This is a genomic window from Pantoea sp. MHSD4 (assembly GCF_021043305.1).
Classification (GTDB): domain Bacteria; phylum Pseudomonadota; class Gammaproteobacteria; order Enterobacterales; family Enterobacteriaceae; genus Pantoea; species Pantoea eucalypti.
This window is the reverse complement of record NZ_JAJNDH010000001.1, coordinates 682,725-702,673: the sequence shown is the minus strand read 5'-3', so window position 1 is coordinate 702,673 and position 19,949 is coordinate 682,725. Positions and strand designations below refer to the sequence as shown.

Annotated in this window: 19 protein-coding genes and 1 tRNA gene; 12 read left to right on the top strand and 8 right to left on the bottom strand. The window is 44.9% G+C overall.

Annotation, left to right across the window (positions count from 1 at the left end; genetic code table 11):
* Position 1: 1 nt before the first annotated feature.
* Positions 2–481 (bottom strand): very short patch repair endonuclease, encoded by a 480-nt coding sequence (locus LQK91_RS03115; protein ID WP_105099070.1) that lies wholly within the window; start codon positions 479–481, stop codon positions 2–4.
* Between the two features lie 190 nt (positions 482–671).
* Here LQK91_RS03115 and dcm point away from each other — a divergent pair, with 190 nt between their 5' ends.
* Positions 672–2,048 (top strand): DNA (cytosine-5-)-methyltransferase, encoded by a 1,377-nt coding sequence (gene dcm, locus LQK91_RS03110; protein WP_039659965.1) that lies wholly within the window; start codon positions 672–674, stop codon positions 2,046–2,048.
* Positions 2,049–2,091: 43 nt separating this feature from the next.
* On the opposite strand, the gene LQK91_RS03105 is transcribed toward dcm, so the two are convergent.
* Together LQK91_RS03105 and LQK91_RS03100 are read right to left on the bottom strand one after the other, a co-directional pair.
* Complete coding sequence (locus LQK91_RS03105; RefSeq protein ID WP_003854433.1) at positions 2,092–2,373, bottom strand: Arc family DNA-binding protein; 282 nt, start codon at positions 2,371–2,373, stop codon at positions 2,092–2,094.
* Between the two features lie 71 nt (positions 2,374–2,444).
* A complete protein-coding gene (locus LQK91_RS03100; RefSeq protein WP_003854432.1) occupies positions 2,445–3,149 on the bottom strand; it encodes a phosphohydrolase in 705 nt (234 codons plus the stop codon).
* Between the two features lie 611 nt (positions 3,150–3,760).
* Between LQK91_RS03100 and LQK91_RS03095 the strand changes: the two genes are divergently transcribed.
* The 4 genes from LQK91_RS03095 (at position 3,761) to LQK91_RS03080 (ending at position 7,056) form a co-directional block, all read left to right on the top strand.
* The gene (locus LQK91_RS03095) at positions 3,761–4,438 is read left to right on the top strand and encodes a hypothetical protein (protein ID WP_105099069.1); all 678 of its coding nucleotides are present in this window, start codon (positions 3,761–3,763) and stop codon (positions 4,436–4,438) included.
* Positions 4,439–4,609: 171 nt separating this feature from the next.
* Positions 4,610–5,383, top strand: coding sequence for a DgsA anti-repressor MtfA (mtfA, locus tag LQK91_RS03090; RefSeq protein ID WP_008926889.1), 774 nt, complete (start codon positions 4,610–4,612; stop codon positions 5,381–5,383).
* A 103-nt stretch (positions 5,384–5,486) separates the two neighbouring features.
* A tRNA-Asn gene (locus LQK91_RS03085) sits at positions 5,487–5,562 on the top strand.
* Between the two features lie 180 nt (positions 5,563–5,742).
* Positions 5,743–7,056, top strand: coding sequence for a tyrosine-type recombinase/integrase (locus tag LQK91_RS03080; protein ID WP_105099068.1), 1,314 nt, complete (start codon positions 5,743–5,745; stop codon positions 7,054–7,056).
* A gap of 156 nt (positions 7,057–7,212) precedes the next feature.
* Here the strand turns inward: LQK91_RS03080 and LQK91_RS03075 are convergent, their stop codons facing one another.
* The 3 genes from LQK91_RS03075 to LQK91_RS03065 form a co-directional block, all read right to left on the bottom strand.
* On the bottom strand, positions 7,213–7,560 hold the full coding sequence (locus tag LQK91_RS03075; protein ID WP_105099067.1) for a hypothetical protein: 348 nt from the start codon (positions 7,558–7,560) through the stop codon (positions 7,213–7,215).
* Positions 7,553–8,017: a conjugal transfer protein TraD gene (gene traD, locus LQK91_RS03070; protein ID WP_105099066.1), complete on the bottom strand. Its 465-nt coding sequence runs from the start codon at positions 8,015–8,017 to the stop codon at positions 7,553–7,555. The genes LQK91_RS03075 and traD overlap by 8 nt, the downstream gene beginning before the upstream one ends.
* Before the next feature lie 183 nt (positions 8,018–8,200).
* A complete protein-coding gene (locus tag LQK91_RS03065; protein ID WP_105099065.1) occupies positions 8,201–8,749 on the bottom strand; it encodes a hypothetical protein in 549 nt (182 codons plus the stop codon).
* Between the two features lie 390 nt (positions 8,750–9,139).
* Between LQK91_RS03065 and mobQ the strand changes: the two genes are divergently transcribed.
* The 6 genes from mobQ to LQK91_RS03035 all read left to right on the top strand — a co-directional run bounded on the left by mobQ (position 9,140) and on the right by LQK91_RS03035 (position 18,073).
* Positions 9,140–10,582, top strand: a complete 1,443-nt coding sequence (gene mobQ / locus LQK91_RS03060; RefSeq protein WP_105099063.1) for a MobQ family relaxase — start codon at positions 9,140–9,142, stop codon at positions 10,580–10,582.
* Positions 10,583–10,694: 112 nt separating this feature from the next.
* On the top strand, positions 10,695–12,242 hold the full coding sequence (locus tag LQK91_RS03055; protein WP_105099062.1) for a type I restriction-modification system subunit M: 1,548 nt from the start codon (positions 10,695–10,697) through the stop codon (positions 12,240–12,242).
* Positions 12,239–13,444 carry a restriction endonuclease subunit S gene (locus tag LQK91_RS03050; protein ID WP_105099061.1) on the top strand — a complete coding sequence of 402 codons (1,206 nt, stop codon included), beginning with the start codon at positions 12,239–12,241 and terminating at the stop codon, positions 13,442–13,444. The genes LQK91_RS03055 and LQK91_RS03050 overlap by 4 nt, the downstream gene beginning before the upstream one ends.
* Before the next feature lie 58 nt (positions 13,445–13,502).
* The gene (locus tag LQK91_RS03045) at positions 13,503–16,742 is read left to right on the top strand and encodes a type I restriction endonuclease subunit R (RefSeq protein ID WP_105099060.1); all 3,240 of its coding nucleotides are present in this window, start codon (positions 13,503–13,505) and stop codon (positions 16,740–16,742) included.
* 82 nt (positions 16,743–16,824) lie between these two features.
* On the top strand, positions 16,825–17,691 hold the full coding sequence (locus tag LQK91_RS03040) for a hypothetical protein (RefSeq protein ID WP_105099059.1): 867 nt from the start codon (positions 16,825–16,827) through the stop codon (positions 17,689–17,691).
* Positions 17,684–18,073: a hypothetical protein gene (locus LQK91_RS03035; RefSeq protein WP_105099058.1), complete on the top strand. Its 390-nt coding sequence runs from the start codon at positions 17,684–17,686 to the stop codon at positions 18,071–18,073. The genes LQK91_RS03040 and LQK91_RS03035 overlap by 8 nt, the downstream gene beginning before the upstream one ends.
* A gap of 57 nt (positions 18,074–18,130) precedes the next feature.
* Here the strand turns inward: LQK91_RS03035 and LQK91_RS03030 are convergent, their stop codons facing one another.
* Both LQK91_RS03030 and LQK91_RS03025 read right to left on the bottom strand, forming a co-directional pair.
* Complete coding sequence (locus LQK91_RS03030; RefSeq protein WP_105099057.1) at positions 18,131–18,706, bottom strand: hypothetical protein; 576 nt, start codon at positions 18,704–18,706, stop codon at positions 18,131–18,133.
* A 97-nt stretch (positions 18,707–18,803) separates the two neighbouring features.
* Positions 18,804–19,088 (bottom strand): hypothetical protein, encoded by a 285-nt coding sequence (locus LQK91_RS03025; RefSeq protein WP_146109183.1) that lies wholly within the window; start codon positions 19,086–19,088, stop codon positions 18,804–18,806.
* Positions 19,089–19,501: 413 nt separating this feature from the next.
* Here LQK91_RS03025 and LQK91_RS03020 point away from each other — a divergent pair, with 413 nt between their 5' ends.
* Positions 19,502–19,939 carry a DcrB-related protein gene (locus LQK91_RS03020; protein WP_105099056.1) on the top strand — a complete coding sequence of 146 codons (438 nt, stop codon included), beginning with the start codon at positions 19,502–19,504 and terminating at the stop codon, positions 19,937–19,939.
* Positions 19,940–19,949: the final 10 nt, after the last annotated feature.

Here is a 19,949-nt window from a genome sequence, read left to right as displayed (position 1 = left end):
ATTAGCAATCAGCGTTGTAATGATGAATACCCTGATAGTCGACTTCGGCACTCTCCGACATCGCCATCAGCCACTCCTCCAGCCGCTCCAGCAGATCCTGATCCGTCAGGCGCAGTTTGCCCCGTAGCGCACACTCCCAGATGATCAGTACTTTCCAGCCGCCCTCCTGCAGCTGGCGCACATAGCGCCGATCACGTTCAACATTGCTGTTGATTTTGCCGGTCCAGAACTCTGTTCGCGTCGCCGGCATCTTAAACAGATAGCAGTGATGGCGATGCCAGAAACAGCCATGAACGAAGATGATTGCCTGCTGTTCTGTCAGAACGAAATCAGGCCGACCTGGCAGGTTTTTATCCTGCACGCGAAAGCTGAATCCCCGGTCTTTCAGCAACAGTGCAATACGTTGCTCAATGGCCGTATCCTGAGCGCGAATAGCACGCATATTTTTGCTGCGCGTTTCGCTGGAGTGAACATCAGCCATAACCTCTCCTTTTTTGCTGGTTCTGTAACTTTAGTCTGCGCCACGAAAAGCGAAAGCTGTCGCCGGATGAGTTCGGAGAGTATGCCGCAAAAACAGAACTTTCCGGGGCGCTGGCACGGGGCACATCCCGGCAATTTCCTCATAGCGTCTGGAGTGATAGCATAGGCGCCTTACTGTTAAGGAAAAACGCATGCATTCCGCCGCTCTCGCTGCCCCACTCTCTGCTGCACCCTCATCTGCTGACGCGTCTGAACTTGTTCAGCAGGTGCTGGCAATCTATTCAGTTCGTGATCTTACGGCCCGCCTGCATCAGGCAGGGTTTTCCTGCTGGACGCCATCACTGCTGAACCGGATCCGTCAGGGTAAAAGCGCCTTGCCGCCGTTGTGCGAGGCGGAGCTGTCGCTGCTGCAAAGTCTGCTGCCGACCCGACCGGCCCATTATGATAATCCTGAGTTTCGTTTCATCGATCTTTTTGCCGGGATTGGCGGCATTCGTAAAGGATTCGAGGCAATTGGCGGCAAGTGCGTCTTCACCAGTGAATGGAATAAAGAGGCGGTTCGCACTTACAAAGCCAATCACTACAGCGATCCGCTGGAGCATCACTTTAATACCGATATCCGTCAGGTTACCCAGCCGGAAGGTCTGACCGACGACGACGCGATTTACCGCGCGATTGATGCGGCGATCCCTGATCATCAGGTACTGCTGGCGGGTTTTCCCTGTCAGCCCTTTTCGCTGGCGGGCGTCAGCAAGAAAAATGCGATGGGACGCGCGCACGGTTTTGAGTGTCAGGTGCAGGGCACGCTGTTTTTCGATGTCGCCCGTATTCTGGCCGCCAAGAAACCGCCCTTCTTTGTGCTGGAGAATGTGAAAAACCTTAAGAGCCATGATAAAGGCCGCACCTTCGCCATTATCATGGAGACGCTGGATGAGCTGGGCTATGACGTGGCCGATGCCGGAGCCGGTAGCCCGGATGCCAAAGTGATCGATGCGCGTCACTTTCTGCCACAGCATCGCGAACGCATTGTGCTGGTCGGTATCCGCCGCGACCTGAAGAAGCAGGACTTTACGCTACGCGACATCCGGCGTTTCTATCCGGCGCAGGTGCCCAGCCTGCAGAGCCTGCTGGAGCGCGCGCCAGACGACAAATATATTCTGTCGCCGGTGTTATGGCGCTACCTCTACCAGTATGCGAAAAAACATAAAGCGAAAGGCAATGGCTTTGGTTTTGGTCTTAACGATCCGCGTAATCCTGATTGCTGCGTGCGGACGCTGTCGGCGCGGTACTATAAAGATGGCTCAGAAATTCTGATTGACCGCGGCTGGGACAGCGCTGTTGGCGAAGCAGCGTTTCAGGATGCAGACAATATGGCACGACGGCCCCGTCGTCTCTCCCCGCGCGAGTGCGCCCGTCTGATGGGCTTCGATGTGCCTGGCCGTGAGCCGTTCCGCATTCCGGTCTCGGACACGCAGGCTTATAAACAGTTTGGGAACTCGGTGGTTGTGCCGGTGTTTGCGGCAGTCGCGCAGCTGCTGCTGCCACATATACGTCAGCTGAAATCGTAATGGTTCTGAAATAAAAAAACCCGTCCTGCGACGGGTTTCTGTTTTATTTCTTCTTCTTGCTCTGTTTCTTGAGCAGCAGACGAATCTGCTTCAACTCGCTGGCGCTCAATCCATCGGATTTCACGTCAGTGGCACCTGATCCCTCAGTCCCCTCTTCGGTGATGTCCTGATTATCAATCGCCGGATGGGGATGCGTTTCCAGACTGGCCTGCAAACGTTGCACAATTTCCTGACTCATTGAAATCTGGTTTTCCAGCGCCAGCTGTTTAATCGTTTCTTTCAACTCAGGATCAATTTTAATTGTTAAATTAACAGTTTCGGTCATCGGGCAGCTCCTTTTTGTTATCGCTACACGCTACCGGATGCCCGTTTCGATTAATATACTGTCATAAAAATTTAATATTCAGTTTTCAATGGGGTGAAGTCACGCAGTACGCCCTCATCCAGCCCCACCAGATTGCCCTGCAGTTCGGCATAAAGTTTCGCCATGTAGCGCACCAGGAAATCGGCGTTATGCTCAGCTAACATGCGGCCGGTTTCGGTATGCATGGTTTCCGGCAGGCGCAACAGCTTCTTCTGGAAATGGTCCAGCGTCCACTTAACATCATTCAGCTCGCGATCTCTGCCCAGCGGGTCCTGACTGTCAAATAACGGGCGATTCAGCGCACCCGCCGTGTAAAAAACGCGCGCCAGTCCGATTGCGCCCAGTGACTCCAGCCGGTCAGCATCCTGGACGATTTTAGCTTCCAGTGTCTGAGGCGGTATGCCAGCACTGAAACTGTGAGTTTTAACGGCATGCATCACCGCATCAATCTTCTCAGCAGGGAAATCGAGAAAGTCCTGCTGCAGAATGCGCTGGGTTTCCGTGGCGGCATAGGTTGAGGCGAGATGACGTTCCGGATGATTTTTTGGCAGATTAACCACATCGTGAAAATAACAGGCGGTGAGCACTACCAATGGATCAGCGGGTGTACCCGTCATGATTCGCTGCGCGCTCATCCAGACGCGCCGTAAATGGGCAATATCGTGCGCGCCGTCGTCGTGGATCCAGTTCGCCTGAAACCAGCTTTCATAGCGAGATTGCCAGAGTGTGAGTGACATAGTCTATCTCCCTGTAGTGACCGACAGCAGATTCTCTGTCGTGTTCAGTGCACGAACGGCAAGCCATCATAGCGACTGGCTAATGACACTTTTTTTACAGTGCTGTTGAAAAGAGCGGCGCTGCCAGTTTTTCGGGCAGAAAAATGAGATCTGGATCATCTGTATAGCATCTCTGTTACACAATAACCGCAATTTCGGCGGTTTTCAGCCTTTCCTCAGTGAATTGCTGCTAAGAAAATTAGTTTAACAGCTGTAATGTTTTGTCGATGTTTAACCGATAATACAGACCCTGTTTAACTTTTTTTTGTCACGTGTTTAATTGTAAAACTGTGCACAAAAGCAGGTGAAAAAGTCTGAAAAGGTTCCTATTTTTATCGTTATAACGTACTGTATCCGGGCTAATCGTCGTGTTGCGTCCATGATATCTAAAGCGTTGGTGCGCTTTTTGCATTTTGCGTTTTTTTAATACCCAACGTGACAACTTTAAAGTGACTGTCAGGCGACAAATTATTAAGCAAAATGATTTAAAGCTTTTATGATGACTCTGAGATGTGACGTGAATGGATGTTTACAGCAGTAACCGGGTTCTACTAATAAAAAAGAGGTAATCAATGAAAGAACGGCCGATTCTTTTTTCCGAACAGCGTGTTCGTGCCCTGTTGGTTGGCCAGCAAACGCAAACCCGGCGCATTATGAAAACTCAGGCTTTCGGTCCGGGACAGGATCATCACGAGGGCGTGCACGCCTTCGATGTGAGTGCTAACCATCTGCACGGCTACAAAATGATGTCGATGGCTGACATCAGCTATCAATGCCCCTATGGCAAACCGGGTGACATACTCTGGGTGCGTGAAACCTGGCGTGGCCCAATGGTGCCAGAGAGCGATCTGGCCGAATATGAACGTGACCCGACGCCGTTTCGCCTGCCGGAATATTGCCAGTATCGGGCCGACAGTAATGAGCTGGGTCAGCATGCACTGAGCACGCCAAAGGCCGAAGAGTTTGGCTGGCAGACCGCCATCCATATGCCTCGCTGGGCCAGCCGTATCAACCTCGAAATTACCGGCGTCCGCGCGGAGAAAATTCAGGACATCAGTGAAGATGACATCCGGGCAGAGGGCGTACAGACCGATTCGCACTTCCTGAATAACTTCTTCACCATGAACGCCAACTCAGAATCGCCTAAAGAGGCGTATCGCAAAGCCTGGGAAAAACAGTACGGCGCGACCAGCTGGGAAGTGAATCCCTGGGTCTGGGTCATTGAATTTCAGCGCATCGAACGCAACTAATGCTTTAGCCCTGCGCTTTGCGGGTTGAATCACAGACAACGGTCGCGCTAACGGGTTGAATAGACAGCCTTCAGCCCTGTAGCCAGCAACTGGTGCCAGCATTCGATGCTGGCATTTTTATATCTGCCGCGTCAGGATAGTGAAATAGTCCGATTCTGTGCGGGAGTTGCGATGTTTAAATGGCCCTGGAAAACGCATGACGACATGCTGGCTACATTACCGTGGCAGCAGGGTCTGGCACAGCCGGTATTCAGCCTGCTCAGCAATGACGAGCAACAGGCGTTGGTTGAGCTGGCAAAGCGCTTTCTGCAGCAGAAAAAACTGGTGCCTCTCGAGGGTGCACAGCTTGATGAACTGCGCAGCGTGCGCATCGCCCTGCTCTTTTCTCTGCCTGTCCTGAAGCTGGGTCTGGAGTGGCTGGACGGTTTTCACGATGTGCTGATCTATCCCGAGCCATTCGAGGTCGACGATCACTGGCAGGATGAGCATGGGCTGGTTCACAGTGCGCCTGCCGTTCACTCAGGACAGAGCTGGACACAGGGACCGGTAGTCCTCAACTGGCTGGATATTCAGGACTCCTTTGACCTCTCCGGCTTTAATCTGGTTATTCATGAGGTGGCACATAAGCTGGATGCGCGCGGCAGTGGTTACACCAGCGGTGTTCCGGTGATACCGCTGCGAGACGTGGCGCAGTGGGAAAAGGATTTGCGTGCCGCGATGGCAGAAATTGAGAGTGAGGTCGAGCTGGTGGGCGAACAGGCTGCCACTATTGATCCTTATGCCGCCAGCGATCCGGCTGAGTGCTTCGCTGTGCTCTCAGAATATTTCTTTACGGCCCCGGTTCTGCTGGCAGAACGCTTTCCCGCCATGTATCAGCATCTGCGACAGTTTTATCAGCAGGATCCGCTGACCCGGATCGCTACTGACACGGCGCAAACTGCTTAAATCCCGATCGCTTTGCGTTAAACCTAGCCAGTTGAATGATAATGTATTTTTTGCTGTTGACACCTTAGAGCGACGCCGTTAATATTCGCCTCGTTCAAACGATTCCTCTGTAGTTCAGTCGGTAGAACGGCGGACTGTTAATCCGTATGTCACTGGTTCGAGTCCAGTCAGAGGAGCCAATTTAAAGAAACCAGATGTCTACTGACGTCTGGTTTTTTGCTTTCAATCAATTGGTTAACCCTTCAAGCTTGTCTACTCACGTCTATTAAAAAATACTCGAAGCTACACCCTTTTGCTGGTAAAAATACTGGTAAAGCTGGTTCGGTTCTCCTTTTACCAGCATTCAGGGGGTAACCGCCATGCCACTTACTGATACCAAAGTAAAAAATGCCAAACCCGCTGAAAAGCCCGTTAAGCTCACTGACGGGTTCGGCCTCTACCTGCTGGTACATCCTAACGGTTCAAAGTACTGGCAGTTGGGTTATCGCTTTGAAGCGAAACAAAAGGTGTTTTCCATAGGTGTCTACCCTGCCGTTTCTCTGGCAGACGCAAGGCAACGCCGCGACGAAGCCAAAAAGCTTTTAGCATCAGGAGTTGATCCCAGCGCTAAAAAACAGGCTGACAACAAAACCACGATGGAAAAACGTAACAATACCCGCGCTTTTAAAAACGTTGCTAAAAGTTGGTTTGCAACCAAAACTGCCTGGTCAGAAGATTATCAGCGCTCAGTCTGGACTCGTCTTGAAACTTACCTGTTTCCTGATATCGGCAACAAAGATACAGGAGAGTTAGACACGGGTGATCTGTTGGTTCCAATCAAGAAGATTGAAACACTCGGTTATCTTGAAATCGCTATGCGGGTAAAACAGTACGCTACCGCTATCCTGCGATATGCTGTTCAGCAAAAGATCATCCGCTTCAATCCTGCCTATGATCTGGAAGGTGCTGTACAGAAGCCACAGACAGAGCATCGGCCTGCAATTGAACTGGAAGAGATACCAGCACTTCTGGAACGTATTGATGGTTATCAGGGACGTAGCAGGCTCACGTTACTGGCGATCAAGCTCAATCTCCTGACGTTTGTCCGTTCCAGTGAACTCCGATTCGCCAGATGGTCAGAAATCGATTTTAAGAGTGGGCTTTGGGTCATCCCGGAACAGCGTGAAGCAATTGAGGGCATTAAGCATTCTGCTCGTGGTGCTAAAATGCGAAGGAAACATTACGTGCCACTGTGTAATCAGGCGCTAATCATTCTTGAAGAGATAAAGACGCTGACTTATGACGTAAACAGTGATAACGGTTTTATCTTTACGGGCTGTTATGACGCGATGAAGCCTATGAGTGAAAACACAATTAACAAGGCGCTACGTAAAATGGGCTATGACACCAAAACCGACTTGTGCGGTCATGGTTTCCGTACCCTCGCTTGTAGTGCTCTGATTGAATCAGGTATCTGGTCAGAAGATGTTGTTGAACTTCAAATGAGCCATATGGAAAAGAACAATGTCCGTGCAGCCTACACACATAAGGCCAAACATCTTGAACAGCGCCGCTTAATGTTACAATGGTGGGCTAATTTTCTCGATGCAAATAAGAATTCTATGGTAAGACCGTTTGATTTCGCCACTAATAAAAATCATTACAATAACGATAACGGGAAAGCCCCTCTATAAAAGGGGCTAAACGGTAAAGAAAAAAAATTAATAATACAATCCAGCACGACATTCAAGCAACAAATGTCAATACTGAATATTAAATTTAATTCCTGCCGCACCCGGTGGGCTTGTCCAACCCTTCACAGACCAAAACAAGTTTTAGTCTGTTCAGCGTTATATCTGAAAAGCCTTTACTTGATTCATAGCAGTGAAAGCTGTCTTATCTTTTTTACACTGTTCGAGTGCTCTGGACAACTTTTCATAAAACCGCTGATTTGAATATATCTGAGCAAGCTCTTTACCCGACATCGCCATTCTGTTTCCAATGTTTTTTCTGTAACTTTTAATAAAATTTTCAATATCAACTTTAAACTCATCATTGAAGATATTCTCAAATTCATGTGTGGCGATTTCCGGATAACAATCAGAGAGAATTGAGAACAGAAAAAAAGCCATGTGATCTGTTGCAGCCGCGATAACCTCATCGTTACTTTCTATAACTTCCAGTGTAAGTTCATTCATTTTTATTTTTCTTCTCTGCCAGTTTCTTTTCAAGCATTGCAGAAAAAGTGTTATTAAGCTGCAATGATTTATCCTTTTCAGTATTTTTTATCATTGCATTAAGCTGATTAACACTTTCCGATTCATAATGTACCTTTGCATCATCTTTTTCATGAGCCTTTTTTTTGATGTAATTTTTATTTTTTTGCTCTTTTTTCAGATTTTCATTTTCTCTGACTCTGACCCCGTTACTTAACCAGGTTTTTCGTTGTACTTCTGTCGAGCTGGCAAAAGTCAGTAGAAAACCAATTAACACATCATGATTAATATCCAGCCCTAAATACTTTGCAACCTCACCACCAAGCACAATTTTACGGTGTGTTTTTTCTTTTCGGCTCAGCGTTTTTTCTTTTGTACTTAATCTGTTAAGTTCCTGTTGGACTGACGCGATTAACTGACGTAAATCTTTTCTTTCCATTGAATATCTCCTGTAATATTTTCTCCGATCACTAGGAACCACATAATTGTATTGATACCCAGCAATATCATTGTAATTTCATTCAACGTTTCCGAAACGATGAATGGTTTGATCTTTATATAGCTTTCCTTTTCCAATAATCTATTTATTAGTAAAGCAAAGGTATATATCTTTTTTTTTGTATTATCGTTTAGTGGCTGCAACAAGATCGTTCAGGCGGCTTTTTATGGTTTCATATTGTTGACCGGAATTAATCACACCATTAAAACAGTCGAACAACATTGATTTTTCATGTTTTTGCATACTGAACCACCCACTTTTACTGTCTGCCTGCCTTCCACCTGATGCAAAGGATGATAAAATTACCTCTCGCTTAACCGATAGGCCAAACAACCGCCTGATGACTTCTCTGGCGTTAGCATATGTACTGTCGATACTGAAATAATTCAGGAAAAGCCCCGTTACGATGATAACCAACTCCTGCATGATGCTTCTTTTGAGCGAAGAGATAGCATTACCATACCGCCCTGACAGGGTTCTGAAACGGGTTTGCTCGCTGGCTTCCAGCAGTTGAGGTTCAAACTGGCTGCGGATAGCAGTAAAAGCTTCGTTAACAGCGTTATCTTTTAATCTGATACACATACTTTCGTTGTTGTCGCTGTAATCAATAAGAAACCATTTTGTTCCCAGATCACCATCCTCATTGTTAATGACTTTTATTATTTTATTCATCTTTACCTCTACTGTTGTCTTAACCTGAATAAAACAATTATCACATATTTTTTATTTAGCAAATTTTACAAATATTTAATACCGAGTTATATTATTAATATAAGCAACAAGGAAATATCCCTTCTTCGATTTGTATCCCTTTACCCCCAAGCTTATGCGCCTCTTCTTTCGGCGCTTAGATCCAGAGAAAAACTTGACCATTGTTTTATTTTGATTCGGCGCGAGCTGAATAAAAAATAAATACAATGCCCACTTATACATTGCTTCGCAACGTGTGGGCCTGGCTGGGGCCTTAAAGTCAACACATAAGTTTTTCTTGCGAAAAACTAAAAGCAGCAAAGGTCAACACCTTTAAAACAAATTAAAATCAGCAAGGAGTATTTTTTTAATATGGCAATATTTCATTTATCGTTTAGTATGCTAAAAAGATCCGCAGGAAAATCGTCCTGTTATCTTGCCGCATATAACGCAAGAGAAAGAATAGAAGACGTGAGAACAGGAGACGTGTACGATTATTCATATCGTTCCGACCTGTTCCACCACTTCATTCTTGCACCAGAACACACACCTTTTAATATTATTGAAAACTCTGCTGTGTTGTGGAATGAAATTGAGAAAGTTGAGAAAAGAAAAGACGCCCAGCTCTCACGTTATTTTGATATCGCTATTCCTGTTGAACTGGATAACGATGCCAAAATCGCGTTAGTGAAAAACTACTGTAAACGCAATTTTGTCAGTAAAGGCATGATTGCCGATATCTCATTCCATGACCTTGACGGTCATAATCCCCATGCTCACGTTATGCTGACGCTACGCGAGATAACACCAAAAGGTTTCGGTAACAAGAACAGAAGCTGGAACGAGCATGATTTGATGGATGAATGGCGTGCGTCATGGGCCAGAATGTCTAACCGTGCACTTGAACGTACTGGTTCTGCGAATCGCATGGATCACCGTTCCCTTTCAGCGCAGCGTGAAGAAGCGATTGTTCTGGCGAAGGAAGCACAGGAAGCGGGAAGAGAGGATATCGCAAACGAACACCTGGCTAAGGCCATTGAACTTGATCGCCCTGCGCTTACCAGGATAGACCGTAAATCATGGCATACCAATAGAGCCAAAACCCTACGTGCCGCAGAACAGGTGCAGGCAGCTCAGGCAATGCAAGCCGCTAACGATTTCAGGCAGTTGTTTAACAGTGATTTAGGCCATCTCATGACAGTCAACCTCAGCACTTTTCGTATTGAACGTCTGAAAGCAAAACCAGCACCACAGCATCCAATACAACGTTCGCCAGAACCTGTTCGTCAGCCTGTGCTGGTTGTACCAGAGAAGAAACGCCGCTTTAAGCCTGCCGAGGTTAAGCAAAAGGATATGTCCCTTTACTATGGTGTTGCGCCAAAAACAGAAAAACCACCCCTGTTAAGGCGTAAGCGTAAGATCAATTTGCAAAAGCTGTATGATTTTATTAAAAGTTTTATGAGTGTGTTGGTTAAGCACCCAGTTCAGAAAGCCATACCAATACCCACTATCACTACCGTAGTCGCGCCAGACGTTATCGATCCGCTTGATGAGGTTATGATAGACCCAGTTACTAAATTGAAGATAACCCGCAGGCAGTGGGAGTCGATTGGGACTACCAGTAAATCAGCAGACGTTTCAGTACCTCCGGATGCTAACTACAACCACGAGCCTGAGAAAAAACAAAAACCAGACAAAACAAGCGAAGCAATTTCATTTCCACACTTACCAAAGGAAAAGAAAGTTTCTAAAAAATCAAAGGGGTTCACGCTGACAAAACTTCGCTTTGGTTCTGGCAAGCGCAAAGATGAATAATTTTTAATCAAAACAATCAATTCAGAGTGATTAGTAATCCTTAGATAAGCTCGTAACAAAAGGAACTTTAAGGCAAAATAGATCAACTGTCCGTATCTGGAAAATGACCGTAATGGCTAGAAAATCCAAAGAAATCAAAACAGACCCGTTAGAGGTTATCCTGTGGAAAGCGGCTGACAAGCTGCGCAAGAACATTGATGCCGCCGAGTACAAGCATGTCGTACTGGGACTGATTTTCCTTAAATACATTTCCGATTCTTTTGAGTCGCATTATGAACTGCTAAAAGATGGTAAAGGCGAATATGCGGGAGCCGACCCAGAAGATAAAGACGAATACACTGCCTACAACGTGTTCTTTGTTCCTGAACTGGCGCGATGGAGTTACCTGATATCTAAGGCCAAGCTACCCGAAATCGGTAAGTTGGTAGACGATGCGATGGAACTTATCGAAGCGGGTAACCCACAGCTAAAAGGTGTGTTGCCGAAAGTCTATGCCCGTCAAAATCTTGATGCCACTGTTCTTGGTGAACTGATAGATCTGATTGGCAACATTGCATTAGGTGATGCCAAAGCGCGTTCTGCTGACGTTTTAGGCCACGTATTCGAATATTTCCTTGGTGAATTTGCACTGGCAGAAGGCAAACAAGGTGGTCAGTTCTATACGCCTAAATCCATTGTCAGCCTGCTGGTCAACATGCTGGAACCCTATAAAGGACGCGTATTTGACCCCTGTTGCGGTTCCGGTGGTATGTTCGTTCAGTCAGAGAAATTCGTTGAAGCCCATCAGGGGAATATTGACGATATTTCAATCTATGGACAGGAGTCCAACCAGACTACATGGCGTCTGGCAAAGATGAACCTTGCTATTCGTGGTATCAACTCTGAACACGTTCGTTGGAACAGCGAAGGTTCTTTCCTTAACGATGCCCATAAAGATTTAAAATCTGATTTTATCATTGCGAACCCGCCGTTTAACGTTTCCGACTGGTCCGGTGATCAGCTTCGTGGTGATGCCCGCTGGCAACATGGTATCCCACCTGCTGGAAATGCTAACTTTGCCTGGATGCAACATTTCCTTTATCACCTCTCGCCAAAAGGTCAGGCTGGCGTTGTTCTGGCGAAAGGAGCTTTAACCTCCAAAAGTTCAGGTGAAAGTGATATCCGTGCAGCGCTGGTCAAAGATGCCAATGTGATTGACTGTATCGTTAACTTACCAGCAAAACTGTTCCTGAACACTCAGATCCCTGCCGCGTTATGGTTTATGCGTCGTGACCGTGAAAATAGCAGCCAATATCGTGATCGCAGTAAAGAAATTCTGTTTATTGATGCCCGTAATCTTGGCCATTTAATCAACCGCCGTAGCAAAGTTCTTTCTGACGAAGATATCAAAACCATTGCCGATACTTACCATAACTGGCGTAACAAAGGTGGCGACTATGAGGACGTCGCTGGTTTCTGTGCGTCTGTCGATACCAATGAAGTCGCTAAACTTGATTATGTGCTGACTCCCGGCCGTTATGTTGGTCTTGCTGACGAAGAAGACGATTTCGACTTTAAAGAACGCTTTACGGCTCTTAAAGCTGAGTTTGAAGCGCAACTGGAAGAAGAAGTACTCCTCAATAAGGCTATCGCTGATAATCTGGCGAAGGTGGTTTTATGAGTCAGTGGGATACTGTTCAATTCGAACAATTACTTGTCGATAATAAAATTTCTTATGGTGTAGTGCAACCAGGTGCATTTCAGACAAATGCAGGCACTCCTTTGATACGTGTTAATAATATAAAAAACGGTAAAATAGATGTATCTGGGATAGTGAGAATTCATGATGATATTGCCAAAAAACACTCAAAGACACGGCTTAATGGAGGGGAGTTATTAATTACCGTCGTAGGAGCCGTGGGAGAATGTGCAATTGTCCCGAAGGATCTTTCGGGATATAATGTGGCAAGGGCTGTCAGCGTAGCGAAAATCAAAGATATTTTTGATAAACGATTCATAGCCTATCAATTTAAAACTGAAGATATAAAGTTTCAGATATATGGAAATACAAACGATACTGTCCAGCCGACCTTAAATTTGAGTGAGCTCAAAAAGCTAATTTTCAGACTCCCAAAATTAAGTGAACAAAAAGCCATAGCGTCGGTGCTGTCCGCTCTGGATGATAAAATAGACCTGCTTCATCGCCAGAATAGAACTCTTGAATCTATGGCTGAAACGCTGTTTAGGCAATGGTTTATTGAGGAAGCCCAAGATGAGTGGATATATGAAGATCTAGGCTCTGTCATAGATACATCAAGTGGAGGGACACCTTCACGTAAAGAGATGTCATTTTACCAAAATGGTATCTATAACTGGGTTAAATCTAAAGAGTTAAATGGTTCATTGCTTACAAAAACTGAAGAAATGATAACAGATGAAGCCATAAAAAAATCGTCAGCAAAATTATTACCTGCATACTCAACCCTAATTGCCATGTATGGAGCAACCGTTGGTGAATATGCATTAACAACAAAAGAAATGGCATGTAATCAAGCTGTATGTGCTCTTAAAAACAACAAAAAATATCCATACACTTTCATTTTCATGTATATAAAAAGCAAAAAAAACGAACTAATAAACCAAGCAATTGGCTCAGCTCAACAAAACATTAGTCAAATAATTATTAAAAAAATGCCTATTCCAACATGTCATGACCTCATTGCAGAATATCATACTCAAGTTGAGGCATACTTTGATAGTATAAAGTTGAACATTGAAAAGATACAAACACTAGAAAACCTCCGCGATATCCTATTACCGAAGCTCATGAGCGGTGAAGTACAGGTTCGGTATGCAGAAGAAGCAATCTCATCAGTAGCATAAAATAATTAAGCAGGTGCACAGCCTGTTCTCTGGTTAAGTAGCAATAAGGACAGTACGCATGGCAAAGATGACCGAATCCGATATTGAAGTAATGACGATTGAGCACCTGCAAGAGCTGGGCTATGAGTATGTTTACGGCCCGGACATTGAACCCAGTGGAATCAATCCGTTACGTAGCTATCAGCAGGTTATCCTTGAAGATAAAGTGCGTACTGCCCTGCAACGACTAAATCCACACCTCAGTGAGCAGAAATGCGAGGAAGCGCTAAAACAGGTCATGCAGATCAGCTCACCTGAACTAATGGCAAACAATCTGGCCTTTCAACGCCTGTTGACCGAAGGAATCAATATCGAAGTCAGTAAGGATGGTAATACACAAGGGGAGCTGGCCTGCCTGATCGACTTTAACGATCCCACGAATAATGAATTTCTGGTCATTAATCAGCTCACCATCAAAGAAGGCAACCATACTCGCCGACCGGATCTTATTTTGTTCATCAACGGTATCCCCTTAGTCGTTATCGAACTTAAAAATGCCGCTGACGAAAATGCTACGGTAACAGGTGCCTATAACCAGATTAAAACCTATCAGAACCAAATCCCCGGCTTGTTTACCTACAATACCTTTAATGTGATATCTGACGGACTGGAAGCCAAAGCGGGAACAGTTTCTGCTGATTTCAGTCGTTATATGACGTGGAAAACCGCTAACGGTAAAACGCAAGCCACCAGTACCCAGCCACAACTCGAAGTTTTATTACAGGGGTTGCTTAATCCTGTAACGCTACTGGATATGATCCGCCACTTTATCGTGTTTGAAGCCAGCAAACATGAAGACAGCAAAGGGATTATCAGTATCCGTACTGTTAAAAAAATGGCGGCTTATCACCAGTACTACGCGGTCAATGCAGCAGTACTTTCAACTATTCGTGCATCAGCGGTGAATGCGGACTCCCCCTCTGCCGAAGTCGCAGTGCGCCAACAGGGACGTAACAGTAAAGAGCTTGTTAACGCGCAAAAAACCGGGGACCGCAAAGCGGGCGTAGTCTGGCATACCCAGGGTTCAGGGAAATCGCTGTCGATGGTGTTTTATACAGGGAAGATTGTGCTGGCGCTAGATAACCCAACCGTTGTGGTGATTACTGACCGTAATGACCTAGATGATCAGCTATTCGGTACGTTCTCTTCCGCGACCCAGCTACTGCGTCAGACACCGAAACAGGCCGACAACCGAGAAGAACTTAAAGAATATTTGCGCGTCGCGTCTGGTGGTGTGGTGTTTGCCACTATTCAAAAATTCCAGCCTGATGATGGTAGCAATATCTATGAGTTGCTATCAGACAGAACCAATATTGTCGTTATCGCTGATGAAGCCCACCGATCTCAGTACGGTTTCAGCGCCAAAGAAGTTGACGTAAAAGACAGCGAAGGCAACGTAACAGGTAAACGCACTGTTTATGGCTTTGCCAAATATATGCGTGATGCCTTGCCCAATGCTACCTATCTGGGCTTTACCGGAACCCCCATAGAAAAAACGGACGTAAATACCCCTGCTGTTTTCGGTAACTACGTTGATATCTACGATATTTCGCAGGCCGTTGAAGACGGTGCCACCGTGCGTATTTTCTATGAAAGCCGTCTTGCCAAAATTGCCATCAGTAACGAAGGTCGCCAGCTAATTGAAGACTTCGACGATGAGTTTAACGAAGACGAGCTGACGCTTACCCAGAAAGAACGGTCTAAATGGGCCAGAATCGAAGGTTTGATTGGCAGTTCAAAACGTATTAAAGCTATTGCGGCGGATATGGTTCAGCACTTTGAACAGCGCTTAAAATCTAATGCCGATCATGGCAAGGGCATGATTGTTACAATGTCCCGCCGTATTGCTGCTGAATTGTATAAAGAAATCGTCACGCTTAAACCTGAATGGCACAGCGATGATCTAAATGATGGCGTAATTAAAGTCGTGATGACCTCTTCTGCTGCTGACGGACCAGAAATCGCTAAACACCATACCACTAAAAAAGAACGTCAGGTTCTGGCTAACCGTATGAAGGATGACGACGACAAGCTGAAACTGGTGATAGTGCGAGATATGTGGTTAACCGGCTTCGACGCTCCCAGCATGCATACGCTGTATATCGATAAACCGATGAAAGGCCACAACCTGATGCAGGCTATTGCACGTGTCAACCGTGTGTATAAGGACAAAATCGGTGGTCTGGTGGTTGACTATCTGGGCATTGCCTCAGATTTAAAAGAAGCTCTGTCGTTCTACTCTGATGCAGGTGGACGTGGTGATCCAGCCGAAATTCAGGAAGAAGCCGTTACGCTCATGCAGGAAAAACTTGAAATCCTCGAAGGCATGATGCACGGCTACGATTACAAAGCCTACTTCACTGCAACGACTTCACAGCGCCTGACGTTTATCCTTGAATCAGAAAACCATATTTTAGGCTTGGATAACGGCAAAGGGAAAATGCGCTTCCTTGCCGCCGTTGCAGCCATGTCCCAGGCATTTGCTCTGGCGACGCCACATGATAAAGCTATGGAAGCAGCCTCCGAAGTCGCATTCTTCCAGGCAGTGAAGGCTCGCCTGAATAAATTTACTGAAAACCCGGACGGCTCAGAAGAAGAACACAATGATAGTCTCGAAGTGCGGGTAAAACAGACTATCGATCAGGCTCTGGTTACCGATAAAGTCGTCGATATCTTTGATGCAGCGGGAATACAAAAACCGGATATCTCTGTACTCTCAGATGAATTCCTTCAGGAAATGAAGGATTATCAGCACAGAAATATTGCTCTGGAAACGCTTAAAAAGCTGCTTTCTGATGAGATACGGGTTCGATCGAACCAAAGTATTACTCAGGGTAAAAAGCTGATCGATATGCTGACCTCTGCAATCAATAGCTACCAGAACAAGGTACTGACCGCTGCGGAAGTGATCGATGAACTCATCAAGCTTGCCAAGACTATCCAGGAATCTGACAGCTTTGCCAGCCAGTTAAACCTCAGCACCTATGAATATGCTTTCTATTCTGCCGTTGCAGATAACGACAGCGCTCGTGAGCTGATGCAAAAGGAAAAACTACGAGAACTGGCAGTCGTTCTGACGGAGGCTATCCGCAACAATGTTAGTCTGGACTGGACAGTGAAAGAAGCGGCAAGAGCGAAAATTCGCGTGGTGGTAAAACGTCTGCTAAAAAAATATGGTTATCCGCCTGATATGTCATTGCTGGCTACGGAAACTGTTTTGAAGCAGGCCGAGTTGTTAGCAGGAGAGTTTACTTCTTAAACTTTTTGCGCATAAATATACAAATTTTACCTTTGACATTAGATGTTAAGTAATATTTCGTGATTTAGGCTGAGGCTCACTTATGACATCAAAATATTCAATCAAGATAGACTTCGACAAAACACTCATGGAGAATCCAGAAAGGGTGTTCGAAGCCATGAGCTTCTATGTCAGAGGATTTAACGGATTATATGAAGCATTCATTAAAGGATTCGATGGGGAATTAATCATTGAATCGGGTTTAGAGGAAACAAGAGAAGGTTCTCTTATTGCTGATATTACCCTCAAGATAACAGACAAAACAAAGCTTCTTAATATATTCCGCATCTGGGATGGTATTTTTAAAGGGTTGGAAAAATCCATATCAACTATTGGACAAATAAACACTCAAGAAGATATAAAAAATTTTTCAGCGAATGTTTATCAAAATATCCCTGCTAACGATGATACTATCTGTGGATGTGATGCCAGTAATTATAAAATTGCAAAAAGTTTAAAACTGATTTATGAAGGGACACAGAAACTCTCAACAACTGATAGTACTGAGTTTGGGATAAACGATAAATTTTGTTCAGTAAGTAAATCCTTTCGATTTCCAAAGAGTGTAGACGAATTATTTGATGATAAGATCATTGAGTTTCCTTCAAAGGATTTATTAATAATAAGACGCCCGGACTATGTTGGAAATGCTCAGTGGGATTTCCTTAGTGTTAAGAGAAAATCAAAACCTGTAAGTGCTAAAATTTTAGATGAAGCATGGCTTAGTAAGTGGAGGAACCACCATGTACAATTTTGGCCGGGTGATGCATTACTCGTCGATATTGTGACAAAAAGAATTGTTAAAAGTACTAACGGTATGGTCATCTTCAAGGATGAAATTATTAAAGTGTTAAATGTAATTCATCAGGGAAATGTTGAGCAAGCTGTGATGGATTTATCAAATGAATAAGTCTATTTATTCAAGTGCCATTGCAGATGCATTATTTGTACTATTGCCTTTTTTAGTGCTTTTTGTCATAAAATTCATGCAAAATAATATTAGTGATATGTTAAAATTACCTGACTATTCTCTTGCAACATCAATTATGTATTGCCAATTACTTGGAAAAACATTTTTAATTAGTGAATCAAAAAAGAAAGATGGCAACTTCCAATTATTTCAGGTGATTGTTTTTGTTTTATCAATCCTTTCAATTGTGTTTTATGCAAGTTTTCAGCTAGTGCTGAAAATACCATTAAGTGCATATGTTATCCAACTGGCGTTTTTTATTATTTCCATACTATTTTATATACCACTACTAACGCTTATCAATAAAATGTCAGAACGATAGTTCATACCTCATATAAAAGCCTTCCCAATGAAGGCATTTATATAGAATGATCATAGGTTAACGCACAACACCATCACGCATCTTGATTACTTTCCCTGCCATGTTGCCGTTATTATGCGTGTTAAATGTCCTATCGCCAATATCGTATACAATGCCAGTAATCGTGATCTTCTGTCCTTTCCTGATTTTCAGGATATCGTCATCCTGACCCGCATAGTAAGACAACAGCACAGCCCCACCGCAGTAGTTTGTATCAGGCGTCTGGAAGATGATGGCGTAAGTTTTATGGTCTCTCTGCGCACCCAGGTACTTCATTGTGTCGTAGGCTTCCTGCGCTTCTAATACAGTGGCATTGCTGATGCGGACTTTCTTGCCAATCCAGTTCTTTTTGCCAGCCATTGCATTCGCTTCGTAATCACGACAAATAACGCCTAAACCACTGACGGTTTTCACAGGAAGATTATCAGAGGTAAGAGTTGTGCTCTTACTGTTTGATGGGCTTAAAGCTCCGCCCAGAGAAGATAAGGAAGAGTTGATTGACTCCCCTACTTTCCCGGTTGCGTCAGACAACTGTTGACAACCTGCGAGCGTAAAAGCGGCAGATGCTAATAAAGCCGTGATCGTTTTATTCATTTTAAATAACCTGCAAAGGATTATAAAAAACTCACTGCCCTGAGTTTGTCATTCAGAACAGTGAGTGGTGGTGTTTTTCCCTGATGTGGCAAAGCCATTAACGTGCGGTCGGACGAACCCAACTGACTTTATCTTTGGTTTTAAATTTCAGAATCAGTAAGGGGCCAAGCATTAACGCGAGCAAAGTTATCACCATTACTGGGGTGGATTTGGTGAGATAGGCCATGACAAATCCCGCAGGAATGCCAATAATCGTTCCACCAACTACCAGCCCCTTCATAGTCTGCTGGCTGACATAACCTTTTACTCTTTCCGCACCACATCCCCTGCACACTGACACATGCTCCTGGACTTCTGTACCGCAAAATGGACATTCTGACATGCTCTTTTCCTCGCCAGATTAACTCTAAGTAATTGATATAATTGATCTGAACAAAGGGCCTGTCATATCGTTTTTATCGATCAAATCCACAACACATGATAGCTATAAACTATCAAAATAAATATATCGATCGATTTAGACAATTAATTGCCGATCGATAAGAGCCTATTGATTGTCAATACCTATTAAATAGGTAATTATCGATCGATAATGCAGATCAATAAGTTAATGAAATGTGTGCTTAATTGACTGATTTTGCACTCCGAAAGCGGGCATCGGCTGAACCAGCCTGTTGCTGAACCGATACTTATCTCAGAACATTTACCTTCGGTAAGTAAATGAAACCTCTGTATAGCAAGCTGCCTGGCCCTGTGGCACACTTAAACCGTTCTGATGCATATGGAAGCTGCTCAATGTCTGATAATCTCCCTCTCTGCGTTTTTACCGAAGGCCACATCACCCTTCCTGACCACTATCAGGATCGCACCGTTAATGTCTTTACCCTGCCCGGTGAGAACACGCCTGCCTTTAACATATCCCGCGATTCAATGAATGATGACGAAACGCTGTCAGGTTATATTGACCGGCAGTTAACGCTGATGCAGAAGCATCTGAAAGACTGGAAGCAAACTAAACGGGTGCCTGCTGTGCTCGGCAATAACCTCTTGCATGGTGAATGTGTGCATGCCAGCTATCTGCGTGACGGTAAACGGGTCTTCCAGCAACAGGCGGTATTTAACACGTCTGCAAACCATATTCTGGTGTTCACTGTGTCCTGCACCACGATACTGACAGACGGAGACAGTCAACAGTTCCATGCGCTGCTTGCCAGCTTTTCTTTTAACACCTGACAATTAAGGA